This window comes from Mycobacterium sp. E787 (assembly GCF_001668725.1).
GTDB lineage: Bacteria > Actinomycetota > Actinomycetes > Mycobacteriales > Mycobacteriaceae > Mycobacterium.
The window spans coordinates 289,021-312,025 of the sequence record NZ_LZKL01000064.1 but is presented as its reverse complement, the minus strand read 5'-3'; the positions used below and the strand labels follow the sequence as shown (position 1 = coordinate 312,025).

Below are 23,005 nucleotides of genomic sequence, written 5' to 3'. Positions count from 1 at the left end.
GGAGTCATTGTGGCGACGGCGAGTGAGGCGCGCACCTGGGCGCGGGCGGCATTGCGGGGGATCGGCGACTCCCTCTACACGCCGTTCTGCGGGACCGACGGCGACGACATCGACTGGGACGCCTATCGGACGCTGGTGCGCTACTGCGTCGGCGATCTCGGGCACCCGATGTTGTGGTGTACCAGCGGCATCGCCGAGTTCTGGTCGCTGACCCTCGAGGAGCGAAAACGCCTGTTGGAGGTGGCAATTGAGGAGTCGCGCGGCCTGAATCCCGATGTCGTCGTGCAGGCCTGCACGGCGGCGACGTCGGCCAAGGACTGTTTGGAATTGACCCGGCACGCCCAGGAGGCGGGCGCCGACATCGCCTACATCCAAACGCCGATGATGGAGGCGCACGGCGGCGAGGGCGTCTTGAGGTTCTTCAAGTACATCGCCGCGCGCACCGATATCGCGTTGGGCATGTTCAACTCCCCGTCCTCCGGCTACGTCCTGACCCCGGCGGAGAGCGCGCGAATCTGTGCCGAGGTGCCCGCCGTGTGCGCCACCAAGGAGGGCGCCTTCCGGCCGGAGGCGAGCCGGCGCCTGCACGAATTGGCGCCCGACCTCGCGGTCTGGGAATGCGACCGGACCGTGTACCGCGCCGGGTGGCTGCGCGCCGGTATCGTCTGCCCCGCACAGCTGGGCACCGCCGGCTATCTGTTCGAGACCCCGCAACGGCGGTTGTTCTCCGAATATTGGGAGCTGGTCGTCAACGACAAGCTCGTCGAGGCGATGGATTACGGGCGCGAGTCCGGCATGGACCAGTTCGGCCTCGACATAGGCTCGTGGTGGACGTGCTACCCGGGGCGATCGGACTACTTCACCCACTGGGGCGGCGCATTCAAATACGCCGCATCGCTGCTCGGGCTGCCGATCGGCGACTACCCGCATTCCCGACCGCCGCAGGCGGAGCTGCCGCCCGAGGCGAAGGACCAGATCGAGAACGCGTACCGACGCCTCGGCCTGATCGAAACCGTGTTGCGGTAGAACGACTTACGCATCGAAGCGGGCCCGCTGTGAACCGGGCCCGCTCCGTATGACCAGCGGTTAGTTCTGCTCGGCCCGCTCGCGCTCCTCGGCCGCCTTCGCCTTGCCGCGCGCCTTCTCCGCCGCGGCTTCCTTGCGTGCGACATTGCGCTGCGCGTCAGCCTTGTCCTGCTGGGCTTCGCCTTCGTTGACCAGGTCATTGCTGCCGATGACCGTGCCGATCAACTCCTTGGCGTTGCCGATCACGCCTTCGACGATTCCCCGAATGGCCTGGACCGGCCCGCTCTTGGCGTCAACCATTGCATCTCCCTCCCATTGATGGATGGCTTGCCTTGCAGGCTTCCCGCACACGCCACCTACGCAAACATCTCGCCCAGGTGGCCGACGCCACAGCCTCAATCCGCCAGGACCGGCGCCTCCGGCTCCGCTTGCGACTGACGGTGCCTGGTCCACGCCCGCAACGCGAGCCCGGCCACAACGCCGATCAGCGCGGCCCAGAAGAGGATCTGCGCGCCCGTCACCGCCAGCTCGGCCCGCAGCACCACCGAGCGCACCCGGCGCAGGCCCCTCCACGCTGTGTTCACGAGTCATCGATAACCCCCGCATGGCCATCCCAAACCCCTGCACCCGCGGTTAGGATCGGACGGTGCTCACGCTGGGTGTCATCGGCTGGATCGTCGTCGGGGGCTTGGCGGGCTGGGTGGGCAGCAAAATCACGGGGACCGACGCCCAGATGGGGCTGCTGCTCAACATCGTGGTCGGTGTGGTCGGTGGATTGCTCGGCGGTTTCGTCCTACGCGGCCTGGGTGTCGACGTCAATGGTCGGGGTCTGTTCTTCTCCTTCCTGACATGTCTGTTGGGGGCCGTGATCCTCCTGGCGATCGTCAAGCTGGTCGCCCGGCGGCGGCCGTCGCGCTGAGTGCGGCCGCGCCCGGCTGAACGCGCCGAAAAACGCTGTGTGGTCGCGGTTCGCGTGCAGGTAGCGCCGGTTGTGGAATGCGCTACCGATAGGTATACAGTATGCGTACAAAGTCGGACGATTATCGGGTGCGCGAGCGTGAGGAGGTGCCGCGACAGGTGTCCGGCAGCGACGGTGCTTCCGAAGACGCGGTGCTCTACGAGGCCACGGCGAGCGGTGTCGCCATCCTGACATTCAATCGCCCGGATCGCCTCAATGCCTGGGGCCCCGACATCGCCGCCGCGTTCTACGCCGGAATCGACCGCGCCGAACAGGATCAGGACATCCGGGTGATCGTGGTGACCGGTCGGGGCAAGGGATTCTGCGCCGGCGCGTATCTGGGCGCGCCGAGTTCGGCGGCGACTTACGACAAGACGATGGAGAAGGCGGCCCAGACCGACCTTGCCGCATTGGTCGGCGAGCGCCCACCCCACTTCGTCACCACGCTGCGCAAGCCCGTCGTCGCGGCGATCAACGGGGCCTGCGTCGGCATCGGTCTGACCCAGGCCCTGATGTGCGACGTCCGCTTCGCGGCCACCGGGGCCAAGTTCGCCGCCGTGTTCGCCCGCCGCGGACTGATCGCCGAATTCGGCGTCTCCTGGATTCTTCCGCGGCTGACCAGTTGGGGAGTGGCCCTCGACCTGTTGCTCAGCGGCCGCACCTTTCTCGCCGAGGAGGCGGCCGAGCTGGGCCTCGTCAAAGAAGTCGTCGCCCCCGAAAGCCTGATGTCGCGTGCCCTCGAGTACGCCGAGGACATCGCGCGAAACTGTTCGCCCGCTGCGATGGCGGTGATCAAACAGCAGGTCTATGGCGACGCCACCCGCGACGTCGTAGACGCCACGGCGCGGGCCGAGGTTCTGCTGCACGAGGCGATGCCGCGACCGGATGTCATCGAAGGGATCACCAGCTTCCTCGAGAAGCGCCCGCCCCAATTCCCTTCTTTGTTGGGGAAGCTCACTTCAACAGAAGCTTAGTTTTGCCGGTTGCACCGGAAAGGATGATCATGGCCGACTTGGATTACCGGGCGATCGACGTCGACAACCACTATTACGAGCCGCTGGACGCCTTCACCCGCCACTTGGACAAGAGGTTCAAGCGACGCGGCGTGCAGATGCTCAGCGACGGCAAGCGCACCTGGGCCGTGATCGGGGACCGCGTCAACCACTTCATCCCCAACCCCACCTTCGACCCGATCATCGTGCCCGGCTGCCTGGACTTGTTGTTCCGCGGCGAGATCCCGGAGGGTGTCGATCCGGCCTCGCTGATGAAGGTGGAGAGGCTGAGCGACCACCCCGAGTACCAGAACCGCGAGGCGCGGATCGCTGTGATGGACCTGCAGGACATCGAGACGGCTTTCATGCTGCCGACTTTCGGTTGCGGCGTCGAGGAGGCGCTCAAGCACGACATCGACGCGACGATCGCGTCGGTCCACGCATTCAACCTCTGGCTCGACGAGGACTGGGGCTTCGATCGGCCCGATCACCGGATCATTGCCGCGCCGATCATCTCCCTGGCCGATCCGGCCGCGGCGCTCGAAGAGGTCGACTTCGTGCTGGCGCGCGGCGCCAAGCTGGTGCTGGTACGGCCGGCGCCCGTGCCCGGCGTGGTCAAGCCGCGGTCGCTGGGCGATCCCAGCCACGACCCGGTGTGGGCCCGGCTGGCCGAGGCGGGCGTGCCGGTGGGCTTCCACCTCAGCGACAGCGGCTATTTGCACATCGCCGCGCAATGGGGCGGCAAGGCGACCTTCGAGGGATTCGGCGAAAAGGACCCGCTGGACACGGTGCTCCTCGACGACCGCGCCATCCACGACACGATGGCCTCGATGATCGTGCACGGCGTGTTCACCCGCCACCCGAAACTCAAGGCGGTCAGCATCGAAAACGGCTCCTACTTCGTGCACCGGCTAATCAAGCGGCTGAAGAAGGCGGCCAACAACTATCCGCGGCATTTCCCCGAGGACCCGGTCGAGCAGTTGCGCAGCAACGTCTGGATCGCGCCCTACTACGAGGACGACCTGGAGGAGCTCGCCGACGCGATCGGCATCGACAAGATCCTGTTCGGGTCCGACTGGCCGCACGGCGAAGGCCTCGAGTCGCCGGTGTCCTTCACCGGAGAGCTCGTCGGCTTCAGTGCTTCCGACGTCCGAAAAATCATGCGCGACAACGCCCTCGACCTCCTCGGTGTCCAGGTCGGATCGTCCGCCTAGCCGCTGACACCATGAGCGAGTGGACCGTGGGCGCCGTTCTCGACGCCATCGCCGACGTCATCGGAGACCGTCTGATGACCGTCTGCGGTGACCGCCGAAGCACGTTCGCCGAATCGGCGGCCCGCACCACCCGGCTGGCGAACTTTCTGCACGGCAAGGGGTTTGGCGCCCACGCCGAGCGCGAGACGCTCGAACCTTGGGAATGCGGCCAGGACCGCGTCGCGCTGCTGATGTACAACGACCTGTACCCCGACATGGTGATCGGATGCCTCAAAGCGCGCACCGTCCCGGTCAACGTCAACCACCACTACTCGCCGCGCGAAATCGCCGACCTGCTCGCCTACGTGCGGCCCCGGGCAATCATCTACCACCGCGCCCTCGGCGCCCGGTTCGCCGATGTGCTGCCCCCCGATGGGACCGAGCTGCTGATCTCCGTCGACGATGGCAGCGGCGCGCCCGAACTGCCGGGCGCCGTGGCGCTGGACGACGCCCTGGCCGCCGGCGACCCGAACGCGCGCCCGGTGGGTTCGCCGGACGACGTGATCATGATGTGCACCGGCGGAACGACCGGCCGCCCCAAGGGAGTCCTGTGGCGCCAGAGCGACATGTACGTGTCGTCCATGGTCGGAGCCGACCACGACAGCGTCACCGAGATCCACGACAAGGTGCGCGGTGGCGGTCCGCCGTGGTTCGCGGTTTCTCCCCTGATGCACGCGGCGGGCATGTGGACCGCGTTCGCGGCGCTGTGCGCCGGGCTGCCGGTCGTTCTCTACGACGACCGCAACAAGCTCGACGTGCGTTCGGTGTGGGAAACCGCAGAGCGGGAGAAGGTGGGCATGATGACGATGGTCGGCGACGCGTACGCCGGGCCGCTGATCGCCGAACTCCGCGCGCGTCGCTACGACCTCTCCTCGCTGAACGCCATCGGCACCGGCGGGGCCGCCACCAACGCGAAATACAAACGGGCACTGATGGAATGCCTGCCGCACGTCACCATCATCGAGGGCTATGGGTCGTCCGAGAGCGGCAACATGGCGTTCGGGCACAGCCGCGAGGGGACCGCCAGCGAGACGTTCCAACCCAGGGAGGGGGCCACCGTCGTCTCCGCCGACCGCACGCGCTTCCTGCGCCCCGGCGAACAGGAGGTCGGCTGGGCCGCGAGGACGGGCCGGATTCCGCTCGGCTACTTCGGCGACGCCGAGGCCACTCGGCTTACCTTCCCGCAGATTGACGGCCGCCGCGTGGTCATCCCCGGCGACCGGGCCTCTCTCGAAAAAGACGGTACCATAAGGCTTTTCGGTCGCGACTCGTTGGTCGTCAACACGGGCGGCGAGAAGGTGTTCGTCGAAGAGGTCGAAGAGGTGCTGCGCGCGCACCCGGGCGTCGCCGACGCCCTGGTGGTGGGACGGCCGAGCGAGCGGTGGGGGCAGGAGGTCGTCGCGCTCGTCGCTGTGCACCCGGGCGGCGACCTGAGCGCCGACGGGCGGGCGCTCTACACCTTCTGCACCTCGCAGCTGGCGCATTTCAAGGCGCCCAAGGCGTTCATCTTCGTCGCGCAGATCCAGCGACTCGGCAACGGCAAGCCCAACTATCGATGGGCCCGCGAGCAGGCCGAACAGAAGGTGCCATGAACACCAAAGCGATTGACTGCCTGGTCAACGTGCATTTCGGGGAGTCCGACGCACAGCCCGCCTGGATGCTCAAGGTCCGCGACGACTACTTCAAGGGCCCGGAGTCGATGTTCGCGCCGGTCGATCTGGCCGAGCTGCTCGACGAGATGGACGCCCACGGCGTGCAGAGGGCGATCCTGATGGACTCCCTCGCCGGCCCGTCCACCACCGCGCGCAAGTTCGTCGAGGCCAGGCCGGACCGGTTCGCCCTGGCGATGGGCGGGGTCAACCTGCTGCGCCCGGTGCGGTCGCTGCGCGAACTGACCGCCGCCGTCGGCGACCTGCCGGTCGCGTATGCCGTCGTGGGACCCAGCTTTTGGGGCGACGGGCAATACCCGCCCAGCGACGCCGTGTACTACCCGCTCTACGCGAAGTGCGCGGAGCTGGAACTGCCGCTGTGCGTCAACACCGGCATCCCGGGCCCCCCGATTCCCGGCGAGGTGCAGCATCCGATGCACCTGGACCGCGTCTGCGTGCGGTTCCCGGAGCTGAAGCTGTGCATGATCCACGGGGCCGACCCGTGGTGGGACGTCGCCATCCGGTTGCTGCTCAAATACGCCAACCTGCGCCTGATGACGTCGGCGTGGTCGCCCAAGCGACTGCCGGAAAGCCTGCTGCACTACATGCGCACGCGTGGCCCGGACAAGGTGATCTACGCGTCGGACTGGCCGGTGCTGCGCATGCACCGGGTGATCCCCGAGGCCCGAGCGCTGGACCTGCCGCCCGAAGTACTGGACAACTACCTGTACAACAATGCGCAGGAATTCTTCTTCGGGAAGGACCATTGACCATGGACCGCTTCGAGCTGCGCAGACTCGACTACAGCCTGTCCGATGACCACGTGGCGCTGCAAGACGCGTACAAGCAATTCTTCAAGACGCACTGCTCGATCGAAACGGTCCGCGCGGCAGAGCAATCCGGTTTCGACCGGAACCTGTGGGAACGGCTGTGCGCCATGGGCGCGACGACGATGGCGCTGCCGGAGTCCTGCGGCGGCGACGGCGCGACACTCGTCGACCTCACCCTGGTGGCCGAGGAGATCGGCCGGTCGCTGGCCCCGGTCCCGTGGATCGACCACGTGTGCGCCACCCGGCTGCTGGCACGCCTCGGCGCCGACACCGCCGGTGTGGCCAGTGGTGAACAGCTGGCCGCGCTCGACGCGCGCATCGACGCCGGGCCGGGTGTGCGCCTGATTCCGACGGGCTCGATCGCCGACCACATCGTCGTCCGCGACGGCGACCGGGTGGTGCGGCTGACCTTCGGCACCCGGCCGGCGAAGGTGGACAACATCGGCCGGTTGCCGATGGCCTGGGTGGATCCGGCCGCCGCCGACACCCGCGCGGTGGTGGCCGAGGGGCCCGACGCGGTGGCGAGTTACCAACGGGCCCTGGACGAATGGCGGCTGCTCACCGCGGCGGCGCTGGTCGGCCTGGTCGAGGAGACGATGACGATCGCCGCGGAGTTCGCCAAGACCCGCTACACGCTGGGCGTGCCGATCTCCACGCTGCAGGCGATCTCGCACCCGTTGGCGAACATGGCGATCACCGTTCAGGGCGGGCGTAACCTCGCCCGCCGGGCCGCCTGGTTCCTGGACAACGAACCCGACGAACGCCCCGACTTGGCGCCGTCGGCTTTCGTCTTCATGGCCGAGGAGGCCGCCAAGGCCGCCACGATGGCGGTGCACATCCAGGGCGGCCTGGGGGTGTCCTCCGAGGCCGCGGCCACGGCGTATCTGGTGCGGGCGCGGGGCTGGCCGCTGGCCGCCGGCGATCCGGGCGCCACCGCCGCGCGGGTCGGCGAGCTCGTCGCGGCCCGCGAGACCGCACGCCGGCCGGCCTAGGGTAGGAGCGAAAAGAATGGACTTCTCCCGAGTCGAGCTGTCGACGGAAGACGAGGCCTTCCGCGACGAGGCGCGGAATTTCCTGAGCACCCACATGACCGAAGAGGTCCGGCGTCGCGATCGCGAGACGGGCGACAACTTCGACGAGGGTCTGCACCTGAAGTTCGGCGCCGCAGGCTATTTGGAGGCAGAGTGGAAACCGGAATCCGAGGGCGGGTTCAGCCGGCTCCGGCGCCGCATCTGGGAGCTGGAGAAGCGGCGGGTCCACGTGCCCTGGGTGACCTGGGGGACCACCGCCATGGTGGCCCGCTCGGTTGCGAAGTTCGGGTCGCCCGAACTGCGCGACGAGGTGCTGCCCAAGGTTTTCAGCGGCGAGGTTCGGCTCTGCCTCGGCTATACCGAGCCCGAAGGCGGTTCCGACGTCGCCACCTGTAAGACCCGCGCCGTGCGGGAGGCGGATGGATCGAGCTGGGTCATCAATGGCTCCAAGATGTTCACCACCGGCGCGCATAACTGTCAGTACGTGTTCCTGATCACCAACACCGACCCCGACGCGCCGAAACACAAGAGCCTGACCATGTTCCTGGTCCCGCTCGACTCGCCGGGCATCGAGATCCAGGGCATCCGCACGGTGGACGGCGACCGGACCAACATCGTCTACTACAGCGACGTTCGCGTCGACGACAAGTACCGGCTCGGCGACGTGAACGCGGGCTGGACGGTGCTGCGCGAGCCGCTCAACGTCGAGCACGGCGCGGTCGCCGCAGCGCCTGACGGTCTGCAGGACACCTCAATCATGATGCACCAGGCGGGATTCATGGCCGAGGCCGTCGACAAGGCCGCGGCCCGCGTCAGCCGGCCCGACCCCGACGGGGGCCGGCTGATCGACGACAAGTCCGTCGCCTACCGCCTGGGCCGCAGCGCTGCTCGATTGGAAGTCGCGCTATCGTCCCCGAGCATCTTCGGCCGCGTCGCGATCGCGCAGACGATGCGCGACATCTCGCCGGACCTGATGGACATCCTCGGCGCGGCCTCTGCCTTGCCATACGGGACCGACGGAGCCGCCGACGACGGCAGCGCCGAGTACGCCTACCGGTTCGCCCCGCTGGTGGGCATCTATGGCGGCACGCTGGAGGTGTTCCGCAACATGATCGGCCAGTACATGCTCGGCCTGGGCAAGCCGAATTACTCACCGCCAGTGCAGAAGACGCCGTAGCCGTTCGCGCGGCCGTGCCGAGCAGCTAGTGCGTGACGACGGCCTTCTCCGCGCCGATGCCGGTAAGCGAACGGACCTCCATCTCGGCGTTGCGCACGGGATCGCCGCGATCGGGCGACGACAGCGTGCCGGCGATGCCGAGGATGAACGACAGCGGGATCGACACGATGCCCGGATTGGAGAGCGGGAACCAGGCGAAGTCCGCGCCGGGGATCATCGCGGCTTTGGCGCCCGACACCGCGGGGGAGAAGACGATCAGCACGATGGTCGAGATCAGGCCGCCGTACATGCTCCACAGCGCGCCGCGGGTGTTGAACCGCCGCCAATACAGCGAATACAGGATCGTCGGCAGGTTGGCCGAGGCCGCGATCGCGAACGCGAGCGCCACCAGGAAGGCGACGTTCTGGCCGTTGGCCAGGATGCCCAGCGCGATGCCGAATATGCCCAGCACCACGGCGGTGATGCGGGACACCCGCACCTGTTCGCTCTCGGTCACCGTGTGGCGCTTGATCAGGCTGGCATAGATGTCGTGGGCGAACGACGTCGACGCGGTGATCGTCAGACCCGCGACCACGGCGAGGATCGTCGCGAATGCCACCGCGGAAATGACGCCGAGCAGGACCACGCCGCCGAGCTGGAACGCCAGCAACGGTGCCGCCGAGTTCTGGCCGCCGGCGGCCTTGAGGATCCGGTCGGGCCCGACGACGGCGGCGGCGCCATAGCCCAGCGCCAGCGTGAACAGATAAAACGCGCCGATGAGGCCGATGGCCCAGACCACCGACCTCCGCGCCTCTTTCGCGGTCGGCACCGTGTAGAAACGCATCAACACATGGGGCAGGCCCGCGGTGCCCAGCACCAGCGCAAGGCCCAGCGACAGCAGGTTGATCTTCGACGTCGTCGACCCACCGTATTGCGCGCCGGGGGCCAACACGTTGCGGCCGCCGACGCCCTTGGTGGTGGCGTGCGAGACCGCCGACTGCGCCGACCCCAGGATGTCGGAGAAGTTGAAGCCGAACTTCGCCAGCACCATCACCGTCATCGTCGCCGCACCGAGTATCAGCAGCACGGCCTTGATGATCTGCACCCACGTGGTGCCCTTCATCCCACCAACCAGGACGTAGACGATCATCAGAACACCGACGACCGCGATGACGATCGACTCACCAAGGCGCCCTTTGACATTGAGCAGCAGGGCGACCAAACCACCCGCTCCGGCCATCTGCGCGAGGAGGTAGAACAAGGACACCGTCAGCGTCGAGATCGCAGCGACCAGCCGCACCGGGCGCTGCCTGAGCCGGAAGCTCAGCACGTCCGCCATGGTGAATTTGCCTGTGTTGCGTATCAGTTCGGCGACCAAGAGCAGGGCCACCAACCAGGCCACCAGGAATCCGATCGAATACAGGAACCCGTCGTAGCCGTAGACCGCGATCGCGCCGGCGATGCCGAGGAAGCTGGCCGCGGAAAGATAATCGCCGGCGATGGCGATGCCGTTCTGCGGGCCCGTGAACGCCCGGTCGGCGGTGAAGAACTCGGTCGCGGTGGCGTTTCGCTGGCTGGCCCGGATCACCACGTACAGGGTGATCAGGACGAAGACCGCGAAGATCGCGATGTTGGCGATGGGATTCCCGATCGTCTGCTGACCGGCGGCCAGTAGGGTCATGAAGCCTGGCCTTCCGCGCGAATTGCTGCGGCTCTCGGGTCAAGCTCCCGGTCCGCGAACCTTACGTAGAGCCCGGTGATGATGAATGTCGTCAGGAATTGGCCCAGTCCGATCAGCAGTCCGACGTTGACGTTCCCGAAGACCTTGGTCGCCATGAAGTCGTGCGCGAAGGCGCCCAACAGCACGTAGGCGGCGTACCAGGCGAGGAAGAGCGCCGTCATCGGAAACACGAACCGGCGTAGTTTGCGCCGAAGTTCGGCGAACTCGGGGCTCGCCTGGATGGTTACGAAGTGCTCATCCGCGGCCAGTGGGACGTCCTCGGATGGAAATTCGGTAGTAGACACCGCAACTCCTGACCTCGACTTCGAGCAGGTTTTTCCGGCGTTAGCCTACGAGCAAACCCGATGACAACAGCAGTGCGATTTCTGCCTGGGATTTAAATTAACCCTGACGTCGCTGCGTGGGCACCCGGCGGCAACCCGATCAAGGGCGTTTGTTAATCCGGTGGGTTAGGCGCTCGGCGCGGCTGTGGCATCGCTCTTGAAGGCCTCGCGGCGGACCATCTCCCACATGGTCGGAATGTGTTGGGTTGTCGAGATGACAACGGTCCTGGATCGTGTGGTGCCGTCTTGGGCAAGTTTGACGAGGTAGTCCGCCAGGTCGACGCGCGCCGTGAAGGCGCCGACCGGATCAAATTCTCCCGCAACATAACTCGTCAACTCCGTTAAATCGAACAACCCGGACGGACGCACGATCGTCCAGTCCAGGCCGCTCTCGCGCACCACCGCTTCCATCCGGCGGTGTCCTCGTAGACGGTCTTGCCGATGGTCCGGGTGATGATCGGCTCGAACAGCCGCTACGCCAGTGGCGCACGGCGCCGGCCGCGCGCCGCGTAGGCGCCGGTGGAACTCACCACGACAAGCCGGATGACGCCCGACTCGCGCATCGCGTTCACGATATTGCGGGTGCCGACGGAATACGTGTCGACGGGCCTGCGCGTGAACGGCACGCCGAGCGTCGACAGCACGGCGTCGGCGCCCGCGACGATCCCGGCGAGGTCATCGCGCCGCACGTCCGCGCCCGCGACGGTCAGCCGCGCGGCGGAGATGGGGAACTGGTCGGGCCGACGGGTCACGGCCACCGCTCGTCGCTCCCGGCGCGGTTCAAGCGATTGCTCCCGAGTCCTTGAGTTCGGCGATGCGGTCCCAGTCCATGCCGAGCTCCATCAGCACGAGCTCGGTGTGCTCGGATGCCTGCGGCGCCCGAGTGGTCACCAGCGGCTCGTGATTGAACTGAACGGGGCCGCGCACGACGCGGAAAGGCTTTCCGCCACCGGCCAGTTCGACCTCGGAGATCATGTCGTTGGCGATGGCCTGCTCGTCGTCGACCAGGTCGAGGAGGCTCTGGAAGGGCGCCCACTGGCCCTTCATCGTCTTCAGGTGCTGGCGCCAGTAGCCAAAGGGCTTGGCCGCGAAGGCCTTCGCGATAAGCTCGGCGGCCGCGTCGGCGTTTTGGATCAGCGGGAGCACCTCGGAAAACCGGGGATCGTCTGCGGCCTCCGGGATGCCGAGGTGCTCGAAGGTGTCACGAATCAAGCCGGTCGGGCTGATGATGCACAGGTTGATCGTGCCGCCGTCGGAGGTTTCGTAGTTACCCATGAAGGGATTGACGGATCGCGCGCCGGGACCCGGCATGGGCGTGCGCATCACCTCGCCGGTCTCCATGCCCTGCGTCACGCTGGCCCCGGCGGCCCACCAGGCGGTGCTCAACAGCGAGACGTCGAGCTCGACGGCCTCGCCGGTGCGTTCGCGATGCAGCAGCGCAGCCGCGATGCCGCCCGCGATGAACATGCCGCCGATTGAGTCGCCGAACGCGGGAATGCCCTGTCCCAGTGCGCCGCCCAGCTCCGCCGGAGTCAGCGCGTAGCCGATGCCGCTGCGCGTCCAGAACACCGTGCCGTCGTAGCCGCCGATGTCGCGCTCGATCCCCTTGTCGCCGTGCGCCGAACCGCGCGCATAGACGATGTTCGGGTTCACCGCGCGGATGTGCTCGACGTCGAACTTGTGCTTCTGGCGCTGCGCGGGAAGGTAATTGGTGAGGAACACGTCGGAGGCCTTGGCCAGTTCGTAGATCACTTCCTGACCGCCCGGTGTGGCGATGTCGATGCCCACGCTGCGCTTGCCCCGGTTGGGATGCTCCATGAGCGGGTGTCGCTCGGGGTCGACCTGGATGCCGCCCATGTTGAGGAAGCCGCGCTGGGTGTCGCCGCGCAGTGGGTGCTCGACCTTGATGACGTCCGCGCCCCAGTCGGCGAGGATGGCCCCCGCCGCCGGGACGAAGGTGAATTGCGCTAGTTCGAGGACCCGGAAGCCCGACATGACTTTTACCATTTTCGGACCCTACTTCGCGTCGAACGTGACCGGAAGCGCGGTCGGCGAACGGAAGGGCTGGCCGTGGATGTGTGGGTCGCCGGCGGTCAGCAGGTTGAGGTTGGTCAGCCGATTCAGCAGGCATTCGAGGGCGACCCGCGTCTCCAGCCGCGCCAGGTTCAGGCCAAGGCAGGTGTGCTCGCCGGCGGCGAAGGAGATGTGCGGCAGGTGCGGACGGAAGACGTCGAATTCTTCGGAACGTGGCCAGCGCCGCTCGTCACGATTCGCGGAACCGATGCACACTCCGACCACGGCGCGGGCGGGGATCTCCACACCGTCCAGTTCGGTGTCCTCCGTGGTGAATCGCTGCACCGTGGTCAGCGGGGTCTCGTAGCGCAGCCCCTCCTCGATCGCCTGGCCGATCAGCCCATGGTCCGCCTGAACCGCCGCGAACTGGTCGGGATGGGTGAGCAACAGATACAACAGGTTTCCCGACGACCGGTAGGTGGTCTCCAGGCCGGCGGGCAGCAACAGGCGCAGGAAGGAGTAAATCGCCTCGTCGCTGAGCTTTTCGCCGTCGATCTCGGCGGCCACCAGGTCGCCGATGATGTCCTCGGTGGGCGCGGACCTGCGTCGCTCGATCTGCTCGAGGAAGTAGTCCTTCAGCGCCGCCGACGCCTCGAAGGCCCGCTCGTAATTCACGTGGTAGCTGATCAATTCCACCGCGCGCCGGCGAAACACCGGCAGGTCTTCGGCCGGCAGGCCCAGGAGCTGGGCGATGACCCGGGTGGGAAATTCGAAGGTGAACTGCCGGACCAGGTCGGCCTCGCCGGCGTCGATGAACTCGTCGATCAACGTGTTGCAGATCGGCCTTACGATGGCGGGCTCCCACCGGGCCAGCGCCCTGGACTTGAACGCCGCCGAGACCAGATTGCGATGGTCGCGGTGCTCCTTGCCCTCCATCGCCAGAATCGTCGGCCCCATGAAGAGTCCGATCGTTTTGTCATACGGTGCGGAGCTGAACACCCGGCCGTCCCGGAACACCGTGTTCACCGCGTCGAACGACACCGCCGAATACTCGCGCTTGGGCAGCAGCGACTCCGGCGTCTTGGAATAGTCCATGACCGTGCCGCGGAAGGCGCCGGCCTGCCGGCGCTTGTGGGCGAAGAAGGGGTAGGGGTCACGCAGGCTGACGGTCTCCGGGCCGGTGTGGACGTTGGTCGTCACCTAGATCTCCAGCATCTTCCGCAGGAACGGGCGGTCCTTGCGCAAGATCCTACTGTAATTCTTACAGTAGACAACATGGGGTCGGGGCTGGTTGCGGCCGATCCCCGTCGTTTCCCCGTCCGGACCGACCCGTCCGTAACATGATCCCCCAGCGCGCCGTCCGGTACCGCGCCTGTTCATCGCCGAAGAAGGTGACCTGATGACGGTCGAAACGATCGCCGACGGGCTGGGCTTCACCGAAGGACCCGCCTATCTGCCGGACGGCAGGGTCGCGCTGGTCTCGGTCACGCACGGCTGTGTATACATCGTCGACCCGGCCGGCGGCTCGCCGGAAAGGATCGACACGGGTGGCGGGCCCAACGGCCTGTGCGTCGGGTCCGATGGATCCATCTTCGTCGCCCAGAACGGCGGCAGTTTCGGTTCCGACGCGACGGCCGAGCCCGGGGTGCAGGTCATCCGCGACGGCCGGGTCGACTACCTCGCCGAAGGTATGGACGCGCCGAACGATCTCGCGTTCGGGCCCGACGGCCGGCTGTGGGTCACCGACACCCGCGCCGAAATGGAGCTCTTCCACCCCGACCAAAGCAAGCGCGGATGGCTGTGGACCGTCGATGCCGACACCGGCGTTAAGGATTTGATCCTCGAAAACGGGCCGGTCTGGATCAATGGCCTTGGCTTCAGCCCGGATTGGCGCCGACTGCTGGTGACCGCGACGTCCGGCGCGCAGCTCGTGCGCTATCCGATCGGAGCGACGGGCTCCCTCGACGGCACCGCCGGTGACGTGCTGTGCACCTTCGAGCGCGGCTGGCCGGCGGGAATGGCGGTTCGGGCTGATGGGGCCTGCTGGGTGGCGTTGACGGGCGGCGACCGGCTCGACCTCGTCGGCGAGACGGGCCGGATCCTGGATGCGATCGTCCTGCCCGGCGGGTCACTGCCGACCAACGTGTGCGTGCGACAAGGCCGCGACGAACTGCTCGTCACCGCCTCGTATCGTCAGGCGCTGTTGAGAATTCGGCTCCCATCACCGGTTTGAGGTGTCAGCCGGTCACCGCCTGCTCGCGCGCCCACCGGTAGTCGGCCTTGCCCGACGGACTGCGCTCGATCACCGGACGGAAGACGATCGCCTTGGGAAGTTTGTAGCGCGCCAACGACTTCGCCGCGTGGGTGACGAGCTCGTCGGCGTCGGCACTTGCACCCTCGGCGAGCGCGACGATGGCCACCACCTCCTGGCCCCAACGTTCGCTGGGCCGCCCGGCTACCACCACGTCTGCCACCGCCGGATGCGACGCGATCGCGGTTTCGACCTCCTCGACGAAGATCTTCTCGCCGCCGGAATTGATGGTCACCGAGTCGCGGCCCAGCAATTCGATGGCGCCGTCGGCGCGGTGGCGCGCGCGGTCGCCGGGGACGGCATACCGCACGCCTTCGATCACCGGGAAGGTCTTGGCCGTCTTGGCCGCATCGCCCTTGTAGCCCAACGGAACATAGCCACGCTGCGCGAGCCAGCCGATACCGTCGTGACCGTGCCGAAGGATCGCGGACAGATCCTCGGCCACCACGAAGGTGTCGGGCCCGGCGTTGAACGTTCCGGTCGACACCGCGCCCGGGGCGGACAGGTGGTGCATCTGCGCCCCGGTCTCCGAGGATCCGACGCCGTCGACCACGACGGCGTTCGGCAGCGCCTCGATCAGGCGTTGCTTGACGTACGGCGTCAACAGCGCGCCGCCGTTGGCGACCACGGCCAATGACGACACGTCGGCGGTGCCCTTCTCGATGGCGGCCACCAGCGGTCGCGCCATCGCATCCCCGACGACCGTCACCACGCTGACCCGCTCGCGCTCGATGGTGCGCACCACGTCGTCGGCGTCCAAATGGTCTACGACAGAGGGGAAGACGACGGACTGCCCGGTCGTGATCGCGGTCATCACGCTCCACTGGGCGGCGCCGTGGATCAGTGGCGGCAAGATCAGCAACTTGGTGCCCGGGCCGGTGCTCAGCCGCGCAACGATCTCCTCGACCGACGCTGATGGCTCGCCGGTCATCAGGTTCCGCCCGCCGAATGACGTCATGAAGATGTCGTGCTGACGCCACAGCACACCCTTCGGCATCCCCGTCGTGCCGCCCGTGTAGAGCACGTAGAGGTCGTCGGGCGAATGCTGCACGGGCGGCGGCTCCGGCGCGCTGGACGCCAGCGCGGCCTCGTAATCCACCGCGCCGTAGATCAAGTCGTTGCCCGAATCGTCGGCGATCTGTATCAGGACGCGCAGCTGCGGCAGCTCCGGCAGGATCTCGGCGACCCGCGGCGCGAACGCTGAGTGATAGATCAGGGCGGAGGCCCCGGAATCCGCCAGTAGGTATTGCAGCTCGCTTTTGACGTAGCGGAAGTTGACATTGAAGGGGGCGACCCGCGCGGCAAAGGCGCCCAGCAGGGCCTCGACGAACTCGTTGCCGTTGTAGGCGTACAGGCCGAGCAGGTCCTGGCCGACCTCATGGCCCGCGAGCGCGGAACGTTCGGTGTGACACCCCAGACCGCGCGAGTGCAGGTATGCGGCAAGCCGGTTCGCCCGCTCCAGGACCTGCGCATAGCTGTATCGGCGGTCGCCCCGGATCACCAGGTCGCGGTCCGGGATTGCCGCGGCGACGGCTTTGGCGACCTCGGGCACGGTGAATTGCGTTGTGGTGTCGGACATCGTGCCTCTCACGGCTGGTGGGGTAGCAGGCGGACCATCAGGCCGTCGGCCTCGCTGAGCAGCGTGCCGTCGGCAGCCGTCATGGTAGCCGCAACGAAGAATTTCCTGCCGTCGACGTTCGTAATCCGGCCACGGGCGGTCAACGGTTCGTCGATCGGGGTGATGTTGCGATAGTCGACGTGCAGGAAGGCGGTGCGGGTGGGCGGGCAGCCCGCGGTCGAGACGACCATCCCGAACAGCCAGTCGTAGAAGAGCGGGATCATGCCGCCGTGCACGGCGTTGTTCCCGCCGACGTGGGCGCGGGAGAAGTGCCCGTCCATTGTCACCCCATCCGGCCCCGATTCCGTGACCAGCCAGGGCGGCAGCAGCGGGTGCCCCAGCCCGGGCAGCTCGATGACCCGCCCGCCAGGTGCTGCGCCTTCGGCCACCTGATGCCCGTCCAGCAGCGCGCACGCCCGTTCGACGTGCTCGGCCGCGGCCTCCCACGCCGAGCTATCGGTGGAGACGGTGAGATCCTGCAGGCGGCGCAGCGCGGCGACGAACCGGCCCAGCCCGGCGGGCGCCTGCTCGGCCGGCTTGATCTCGGGGAACCCGCCGCGAACCCCGGGCTCTGTCTCGGTCATGGGCGCTCCCACGCCCGAAGCAGGTCGTCGGTGGTGGTGATCGTCGCGAGCAACGACAGCGTGTTGGCGATGATGGCGGCGCCGTACTCGGCGGGCACGCCGGCGACCGCGTCTTTGGGCACGACGACGCGGTAGGCGGCGTTGACCGCATCCATGACGACGTTGGGTATCGCGATGTTGAGCGACACGCCCACCACGACCAGGGTGGTGACCCCGAGGTTGCGCAGCACCGCGTCGAGGTCGGTGCCCCCCATAGGTCCGACGCCGTGCCAGCGGCTGAGGACCAGATCCGTTGGCTCAGGCCCTAGTTCGGGCAGCAGGGCGGCCCCGGGTGTGCCGGGGGTGATGTCGATGCCCCCTCCTCCGATGGCGAAGATCTTGGCGTTGTGGTTGGAGCCGAGCCCGTCGGGGCGCCGGCGGACCAGGCAGTGCACCACCCGCACACCGGCGGCCCGGGCCGCGGGCAACAGCCGCACGATGTTCGGCAGGGCGACTCGGCGCGCCTCGGTGGCCAGCATCCCCAGGCCGGCGTTCGGGCCCATCACCGCGCCCTGGCACTCCTGGGTGACGATCGCGGTGTGCTCGGGCGCCGCGAGGTCCTCCAGCGCCGTCATGCCGGCACTTCGTAGAACTGGGTCGCCCATTTGCGCAGTGCCATATACCCTTTCGCATCCGCCCTGGACAGGGCCGGACGATCGACGTACTTCTGGTAGCGCCAGATTTGCAGGTCGTCGAAGACGGTGGACAGGAACTGCTTCTCGATGACGTCAAGCAGCGTGCCCTGCGGCACGTCGGCGGTGTCGCCGGGGACCCGCGGCCACCGGATCGAATAGAACAGGTCGGAACACTCGTCGTCGACCGGTGTGCAGGTGAAGATCAGCCGGTGATTCTGCGCCCCCTCGAAGACGCTGATAGCGCCGCCGAGGCCGAACAGGTGGCTGTGGAAGCGCAACGCGAGATCCTCGGGGTCGTCGCTGCGCGCGTCCGGCCACCCCGCGACGAACTGCCACTCGTGGTCGACGATCTTCCAGTCCAGCACCCGCGGCGTCACCGTGGCGTGATGCACGTACTCGAAATGGGCGCCGAGGTGCTTGCAGTGCGCCTCCGGCACATGGAGCTCACCGGACTCGTCGCGGTAGGCCACCAGGTCCTCGCCGAAATAGTGCAGCGGCCGCACCTCGCCGGTCGGGAACTCGGGCGACCACCCGACCATGAACCACCCGGTTACCTTCCAGGTGAAGGACACTTTCACGCCGGGCCTCCGATTGATTGATACTAAGCCGTTTACAGTATAGATTTCAGCAGTTCCTCGATCATGCGGCAAGGGAGCTTTATGGAACGCTTCGACGCCCTGGTGATCGGCGCCGGATTCTCCGGGCTCTACATGCTGCACCGGCTGCGGGAGCTGGGCATTCGGACCCGGTTGCTCGAGAAAGCCGAAAACGTCGGCGGCACCTGGCTGTTCAACCGGTATCCCGGCGCACGCTGCGACATCGAAAGCATCGAGTACTCCTACAGCTTCTCCGACGAGATTCAGCGGGACTGGGTGTGGACGGAGTCCATGCCGGCTCAGCCCGAGATCGAGGCCTACCTGAACTTCGTCGCCGACCGCCTGGATCTGCGCCGCGACATCCAGTTCTGCACCGAGGTCGTCGCGATGGCCTTCGACGAGGACGCCGGGGCATGGGTGGTGCGAACCGCTGCGGGCCAGACGTTCAGGGCCCCGTTCGTCATCGCAGCGACCGGCATCCTGTCGGTGCCGCTGGAACCCGGCATCCCCGGGATGGACACCTTCGCCGGAACCTCGCTGTTCACCAGCCGCTGGCCAAGGGCGGGTGTCGATCTCACCGGGAAGCGCGTCGGTGTCATCGGCACCGGCTCGACCGGCGTCCAGCTCATTCCGGTCGTCGCCCGGGAAGCCCTGCGGTTGACGGTGTTTCAGCGCTCGCCGGCGTACACGCTGCCGTGGCGGGTGCGGCGCCTGGAGCCCGGCGAGCTGGACGAGATGAAGGCCCGCTACGACGAGATCCGGGCGGCGCAGCGGGCCCATCCGGTCGGCGCGGCGCGGCTGAGCGCCTTCTCGGTGCTGCTCGGGATGCTAGGCAGGCCGCCGCTGAAGTCGGCGACCCGCGAGGAGCAGCTGCGCGCCATCGAGGACAACGGCATCCTCGGCGCGCTGAACTGGGGAGACATCTTCTTCGACATCGAGGCCAACCGGATGGCCGGCAAGCTGTACGGGGAGGCGGTGGCCAGGATCGTCAAGGACCCGGACACCGCGACCGCCCTGGTGCCCGATCATCCGTTCGGCTGCAAGCGACCGATCATCGACCAGGGGTACTACGAGACGTTCAACCGGGACAACGTCACGCTCGTCGACCTGCGCGCGGCGCCCATCCGCGAGGTGACGCCGACCGGCATCCGCACTGACCGGGGTTGCCACGAAATGGACGTCATCGTCTACGCCACCGGATTCGACGCGATGACCGGCGCGCTCAGCCGCATCGACGTCCGCGGCCGCGGCGGCGTGTCGCTCGGCGATTTCTGGGCCGGCCACGGGCCGCTGTCGTACCTGGGGTTGGCGGTGGCCGGCTTCCCGAACCTGTTCACCATCCAGGGGCCCGGGAGTCCCAGCGCCGCAACCAACTTCGTGGCCGCGCTGGAGCAGCACGTGGAGTGGATCGGCGACTGCATCGCCCACCTGAGCAGCAACGGGATCCGCACCATCGAGGCGACGCCCGCGGCCCAGCAGGAGTGGATCGACCACGCCACCGCACTCGTCGCACCGACCGTCCTGATGCACCCGTCCTGCAACTCCTGGTACAACGGTGGCAACGTGCCCGGCAAGAAACGGATGTATATGGGCTATACCGGCGGAATCCCCGAATACCGGCGCCGCTGCGACGAAATCGCGGCCGGCGGATACACCGGCTTCAAGCTGGCGTAATGCTGCGCCGCGCACTGGACGTCACCCGCGAGCTGGGCATGCTGCTGCCGCGCACGGTGTCCGGCCTGAACGAATCAACGGGCTGGGCCCCGGTATCGCCGCGAGGCGTCCGGCAATTCGGCGAGGTCATGCTGGATGAGCTTGTACTGAGCGGCTTTTCGCTGCTGAGCGGCAGTCCGCCCGCGCCGCGGCCGCGGGAGGCCTGCGCGGCGGCGGCCGAGGAATTGTCGGCGCTGGGCATCGACGGGGCGCATGCCGAGCCGGAGCCGTTGCGGGCGACCTCGGTGCGGCGGCGTCGGATCGCCGGCCTGGCCTACGAGCGGATGACGTTCGAACACGATCCGAGGCTGCCGGCAACGCTGGAGGCCGACGGCCTGGGCGGCCCGGCGCGGGCGGTGGTGCACGTGTGCCGGCACCGCGGCGGCCCCCGGCCGTGGCTGGTCTGGGTTCACGGCGCCGGCCAGGGCGGCACGGAGGACCTGTTGCTGTCCCGCATCGGCCGCATCCATCACGGGCTGGGGTTCAACGTCGCCATGCCGGTGCAACCCGGTCACGGTTGCCGGCGCGGTGAATGGCCGGCCTACCCCGACGTGGACCCGCTGGGCAACGTCGCGGGCATGATGCGCGCGGTGTCGGAGGTTCGCGCCGTCGTGCGCTGGGTGCAGCCGCAGGCGAGCGCCGTTGTGGTGGCAGGCATTTCGATGGGGACGCCGGTGGCCGCGCTGGTTTCCCATCTCGAACGGCAGGTCGACGCGGTGGCGCTGTACACCCCGATCCTGGGGCTCAACGCGATGATCGCGCGACACATGGGGCGCTTCGGGCACTCACGCGCGGGATTCCGCGAGCTGCTCGGGTCTCCGGAGGTGTCGAGGCTCACGTCGGTGATCGACCCGCTGCGGGCCGAACCCGCGCCGCCGCCGCAGCGCCGGCTCATCGTCGGGGCGTGGCACGACCGGATGGCGATGCGCGAGCCCGCCGAAGCGCTGCAGGAACGCTGGGGCGGCCAGCTGTACTGGTACGACGGCGGCCACGTCGGTCACATCTTCTCCCGGCGCGTGCTCAAGGTGACCGAGCGCTTCCTGGGCGAGGTGGCCGGGTGACCACGCGGACGGCGCGCGAGGTGGTCGAGCTCTACAACCTGGTGGTCTGGAACGAGCGCGACCTCGCGTTGGCCGGGGAGTTGTTCGCCGACACCGTCGTCCGGCACGAGGTGGGCGAGGCGCACACGCTGACCCACGCGCAGGCGGTCCGACGCATCGCCGACGTCTGGGAGATGTTCGACCGGTTGCGCTTCGACCTCAACATCGTGGTCGCCGGTGACGACGGCGAGCACGTCGCGATCGTCTACGACTCGACGATGACCACCACGGACGGCGCCGACACCCACGTCGCCAGCATCGAGGTGTTCCGCATCGTCGCCGGCAAGATCGTCGAGGTCTGGAATTGCGGCTACCAGCAAGGGGTTTGGAATTGAGCGAGCGCGCACTGGACGAGCTGGGCTACTACCTGCTGGCCGGCGCCGGCGGCGAGGGGCCGGCCACCCTGATGGACGAGGCCCGCCGCGGCGAGGAACTCGGGTTCGGTACCGCTTTCATCTCCGAGCGCTGGAACGTCAAGGAAGCGTCCTCGCTCGTCGGGGCGGCCTGCGCGGTGACCAGCCGAATCCAAATCGCGACGGCCGCAACCAATCACAACACTCGCCACCCGCTGATCACCGGATCCTGGGCGACCACCATGCACCGCCTTTCCGGCGGGAGGTTCACGCTCGGCATCGGCCGCGGCATCGCCGCCATCTACGGCGCGTTCGGCATCCCGGCCGTCACCACGGCGCAGATGGAGGACTGGGCACAGGTGATGCGCCGGCTGTGGCACGGCGAGCTGATCTTCAACCACGACGGCCCGATGGGCAAGTACCCGATCCTGTTCCTCGATCCGGACTTCAACGAGGACATTCGCCTGGCGCTGGTGGCCTTCGGACCCAACACGCTCGCCCTCGGCGGCCGAGTCTTCGACGACGTCATCCTGCACACCTACTTCACCCCGGAGACGCTGCAGCGCTGCGTGGCGACCGTCAAGACCGCCGCGGAGCGGGCCGGGCGCGATCCCGACGCCGTTCGGGTGTGGTCATGCTTCGCCACCGTCGGCGATCACCTTCCCGAACAGCTGCGGCTGAAGAAGACCGTCGCGCGCCTGGCCACCTACCTGCAGGGCTATGGCGACCTGATGGTGCGCACCAACGGCTGGGATCCTGCTGTGCTGCAACGCTTTCGGGAAGACCCGGTGGTGACGTCGATCGCGGGCGGCATCGACCACAAGGCGACGCCGGAGCAGATCGAGCACATCGCGACGCTGATTCCCGACGAATGGCTGCAGCCTTCGGCCACCGGGTCGGCCAGCCAGTGCGCCGCGCGCATCCGCAAGGAGTTCGACTACGGGGCCGACGCGGTGATCCTGCACGGCGGCACACCCGACGAACTCGAGCCCGTGGTGGCCGCCTATCGGTCGGGCGCCTAGGTAACGCGAGCAGACGCAAAAGCCCCCAATTTCACGGCGAAATGGGGGCTTTTGCGTCTGCT

Annotated in this window: 25 protein-coding genes; 13 read left to right on the top strand and 12 right to left on the bottom strand. The window is 67.7% G+C overall.

The genetic code is table 11. From position 1 onward, the window contains the following. Positions 1-9: 9 nt before the first annotated feature. Entirely contained in the window at positions 10-1,026 is a 1,017-nt protein-coding gene (locus A5705_RS14735; RefSeq protein WP_067875916.1) for a dihydrodipicolinate synthase family protein, read from the top strand. Positions 1,027-1,086: 60 nt separating this feature from the next. Here the strand turns inward: A5705_RS14735 and A5705_RS14730 are convergent, their stop codons facing one another. Both A5705_RS14730 and A5705_RS14725 read right to left on the bottom strand, forming a co-directional pair. Further along, on the bottom strand, positions 1,087-1,326 hold the full coding sequence (locus A5705_RS14730) for a general stress protein CsbD (RefSeq protein ID WP_067875919.1): 240 nt from the start codon (positions 1,324-1,326) through the stop codon (positions 1,087-1,089). A 95-nt stretch (positions 1,327-1,421) separates the two neighbouring features. After that, positions 1,422-1,610 (bottom strand): hypothetical protein, encoded by a 189-nt coding sequence (locus A5705_RS14725; RefSeq protein WP_067875922.1) that lies wholly within the window; start codon positions 1,608-1,610, stop codon positions 1,422-1,424. A 62-nt stretch (positions 1,611-1,672) separates the two neighbouring features. Between A5705_RS14725 and A5705_RS14720 the strand changes: the two genes are divergently transcribed. The 7 genes from A5705_RS14720 (at position 1,673) to A5705_RS14690 (ending at position 8,916) form a co-directional block, all read left to right on the top strand. Continuing rightward, the gene (locus tag A5705_RS14720; RefSeq protein ID WP_067875925.1) at positions 1,673-1,945 is read left to right on the top strand and encodes a GlsB/YeaQ/YmgE family stress response membrane protein; all 273 of its coding nucleotides are present in this window, start codon (positions 1,673-1,675) and stop codon (positions 1,943-1,945) included. Between the two features lie 101 nt (positions 1,946-2,046). Beyond that, positions 2,047-2,958, top strand: coding sequence for an enoyl-CoA hydratase (locus A5705_RS14715; protein ID WP_369803307.1), 912 nt, complete (start codon positions 2,047-2,049; stop codon positions 2,956-2,958). 29 nt (positions 2,959-2,987) lie between these two features. Further along, a complete protein-coding gene (locus A5705_RS14710) occupies positions 2,988-4,190 on the top strand; it encodes an amidohydrolase family protein (RefSeq protein ID WP_067876587.1) in 1,203 nt (400 codons plus the stop codon). Between the two features lie 11 nt (positions 4,191-4,201). Continuing rightward, positions 4,202-5,821, top strand: a complete 1,620-nt coding sequence (locus A5705_RS14705) for an acyl-CoA synthetase (RefSeq protein ID WP_067875928.1) — start codon at positions 4,202-4,204, stop codon at positions 5,819-5,821. After that, positions 5,818-6,648, top strand: coding sequence for an amidohydrolase family protein (locus tag A5705_RS14700; RefSeq protein ID WP_067875931.1), 831 nt, complete (start codon positions 5,818-5,820; stop codon positions 6,646-6,648). The genes A5705_RS14705 and A5705_RS14700 overlap by 4 nt, the downstream gene beginning before the upstream one ends. A gap of 2 nt (positions 6,649-6,650) precedes the next feature. Next, positions 6,651-7,700 (top strand): acyl-CoA dehydrogenase family protein, encoded by a 1,050-nt coding sequence (locus A5705_RS14695; protein ID WP_067875933.1) that lies wholly within the window; start codon positions 6,651-6,653, stop codon positions 7,698-7,700. 16 nt (positions 7,701-7,716) lie between these two features. After that, entirely contained in the window at positions 7,717-8,916 is a 1,200-nt protein-coding gene (locus tag A5705_RS14690) for an acyl-CoA dehydrogenase family protein (RefSeq protein WP_067875934.1), read from the top strand. A 25-nt stretch (positions 8,917-8,941) separates the two neighbouring features. Here A5705_RS14690 and A5705_RS14685 read toward each other — a convergent pair whose 3' ends face one another. The 6 genes from A5705_RS14685 to A5705_RS14665 form a co-directional block, all read right to left on the bottom strand. Further along, on the bottom strand, positions 8,942-10,576 hold the full coding sequence (locus A5705_RS14685) for a cation acetate symporter (RefSeq protein WP_067875937.1): 1,635 nt from the start codon (positions 10,574-10,576) through the stop codon (positions 8,942-8,944). Beyond that, positions 10,573-10,884, bottom strand: a complete 312-nt coding sequence (locus A5705_RS14680) for a DUF485 domain-containing protein (protein WP_156738305.1) — start codon at positions 10,882-10,884, stop codon at positions 10,573-10,575. The genes A5705_RS14685 and A5705_RS14680 overlap by 4 nt, the downstream gene beginning before the upstream one ends. 201 nt (positions 10,885-11,085) lie before the next feature. Beyond that, positions 11,086-11,370 carry an NAD(P)H-binding protein gene (locus A5705_RS28885; protein WP_255381159.1) on the bottom strand — a complete coding sequence of 95 codons (285 nt, stop codon included), beginning with the start codon at positions 11,368-11,370 and terminating at the stop codon, positions 11,086-11,088. A 62-nt stretch (positions 11,371-11,432) separates the two neighbouring features. Next, positions 11,433-11,711: an NAD(P)H-binding protein gene (locus A5705_RS28880; RefSeq protein WP_255381160.1), complete on the bottom strand. Its 279-nt coding sequence runs from the start codon at positions 11,709-11,711 to the stop codon at positions 11,433-11,435. 28 nt (positions 11,712-11,739) lie between these two features. Further along, the gene (locus A5705_RS14670) at positions 11,740-12,954 is read right to left on the bottom strand and encodes a CaiB/BaiF CoA-transferase family protein (RefSeq protein ID WP_067875944.1); all 1,215 of its coding nucleotides are present in this window, start codon (positions 12,952-12,954) and stop codon (positions 11,740-11,742) included. Between the two features lie 21 nt (positions 12,955-12,975). After that, positions 12,976-14,172 (bottom strand): cytochrome P450, encoded by a 1,197-nt coding sequence (locus A5705_RS14665; protein WP_067875947.1) that lies wholly within the window; start codon positions 14,170-14,172, stop codon positions 12,976-12,978. Between the two features lie 199 nt (positions 14,173-14,371). Between A5705_RS14665 and A5705_RS14660 the strand changes: the two genes are divergently transcribed. Then, entirely contained in the window at positions 14,372-15,205 is an 834-nt protein-coding gene (locus tag A5705_RS14660) for an SMP-30/gluconolactonase/LRE family protein (RefSeq protein ID WP_068278288.1), read from the top strand. A gap of 4 nt (positions 15,206-15,209) precedes the next feature. Here the strand turns inward: A5705_RS14660 and A5705_RS14655 are convergent, their stop codons facing one another. From A5705_RS14655 to A5705_RS14640, 4 genes are read right to left on the bottom strand one after another with little or no spacing between them, the layout of a single operon-like run. Then, a complete protein-coding gene (locus tag A5705_RS14655) occupies positions 15,210-16,862 on the bottom strand; it encodes an acyl-CoA synthetase (RefSeq protein WP_068278286.1) in 1,653 nt (550 codons plus the stop codon). A gap of 8 nt (positions 16,863-16,870) precedes the next feature. After that, positions 16,871-17,485 carry a PaaI family thioesterase gene (locus A5705_RS14650; RefSeq protein ID WP_067875956.1) on the bottom strand — a complete coding sequence of 205 codons (615 nt, stop codon included), beginning with the start codon at positions 17,483-17,485 and terminating at the stop codon, positions 16,871-16,873. Further along, the gene (locus tag A5705_RS14645; protein ID WP_068278284.1) at positions 17,482-18,099 is read right to left on the bottom strand and encodes an isochorismatase family protein; all 618 of its coding nucleotides are present in this window, start codon (positions 18,097-18,099) and stop codon (positions 17,482-17,484) included. Before A5705_RS14645 ends, A5705_RS14650 begins: the two co-directional genes overlap by 4 nt. Further along, positions 18,096-18,737: a Rieske 2Fe-2S domain-containing protein gene (locus tag A5705_RS14640; RefSeq protein WP_068278282.1), complete on the bottom strand. Its 642-nt coding sequence runs from the start codon at positions 18,735-18,737 to the stop codon at positions 18,096-18,098. The genes A5705_RS14645 and A5705_RS14640 overlap by 4 nt, the downstream gene beginning before the upstream one ends. 81 nt (positions 18,738-18,818) lie before the next feature. Between A5705_RS14640 and A5705_RS14635 the strand changes: the two genes are divergently transcribed. From A5705_RS14635 to A5705_RS14620, 4 genes are read left to right on the top strand one after another with little or no spacing between them, the layout of a single operon-like run. Then, on the top strand, positions 18,819-20,429 hold the full coding sequence (locus A5705_RS14635) for an NAD(P)/FAD-dependent oxidoreductase (protein WP_156763123.1): 1,611 nt from the start codon (positions 18,819-18,821) through the stop codon (positions 20,427-20,429). After that, the gene (locus tag A5705_RS28585; RefSeq protein WP_068278280.1) at positions 20,429-21,529 is read left to right on the top strand and encodes an alpha/beta fold hydrolase; all 1,101 of its coding nucleotides are present in this window, start codon (positions 20,429-20,431) and stop codon (positions 21,527-21,529) included. The genes A5705_RS14635 and A5705_RS28585 overlap by 1 nt, the downstream gene beginning before the upstream one ends. After that, positions 21,526-21,903, top strand: a complete 378-nt coding sequence (locus A5705_RS28580) for a nuclear transport factor 2 family protein (protein ID WP_068278279.1) — start codon at positions 21,526-21,528, stop codon at positions 21,901-21,903. Before A5705_RS28585 ends, A5705_RS28580 begins: the two co-directional genes overlap by 4 nt. After that, the gene (locus tag A5705_RS14620; protein WP_068278359.1) at positions 21,900-22,943 is read left to right on the top strand and encodes a TIGR03857 family LLM class F420-dependent oxidoreductase; all 1,044 of its coding nucleotides are present in this window, start codon (positions 21,900-21,902) and stop codon (positions 22,941-22,943) included. The genes A5705_RS28580 and A5705_RS14620 overlap by 4 nt, the downstream gene beginning before the upstream one ends. The last annotated feature ends 62 nt before the right edge of the window (positions 22,944-23,005 follow it).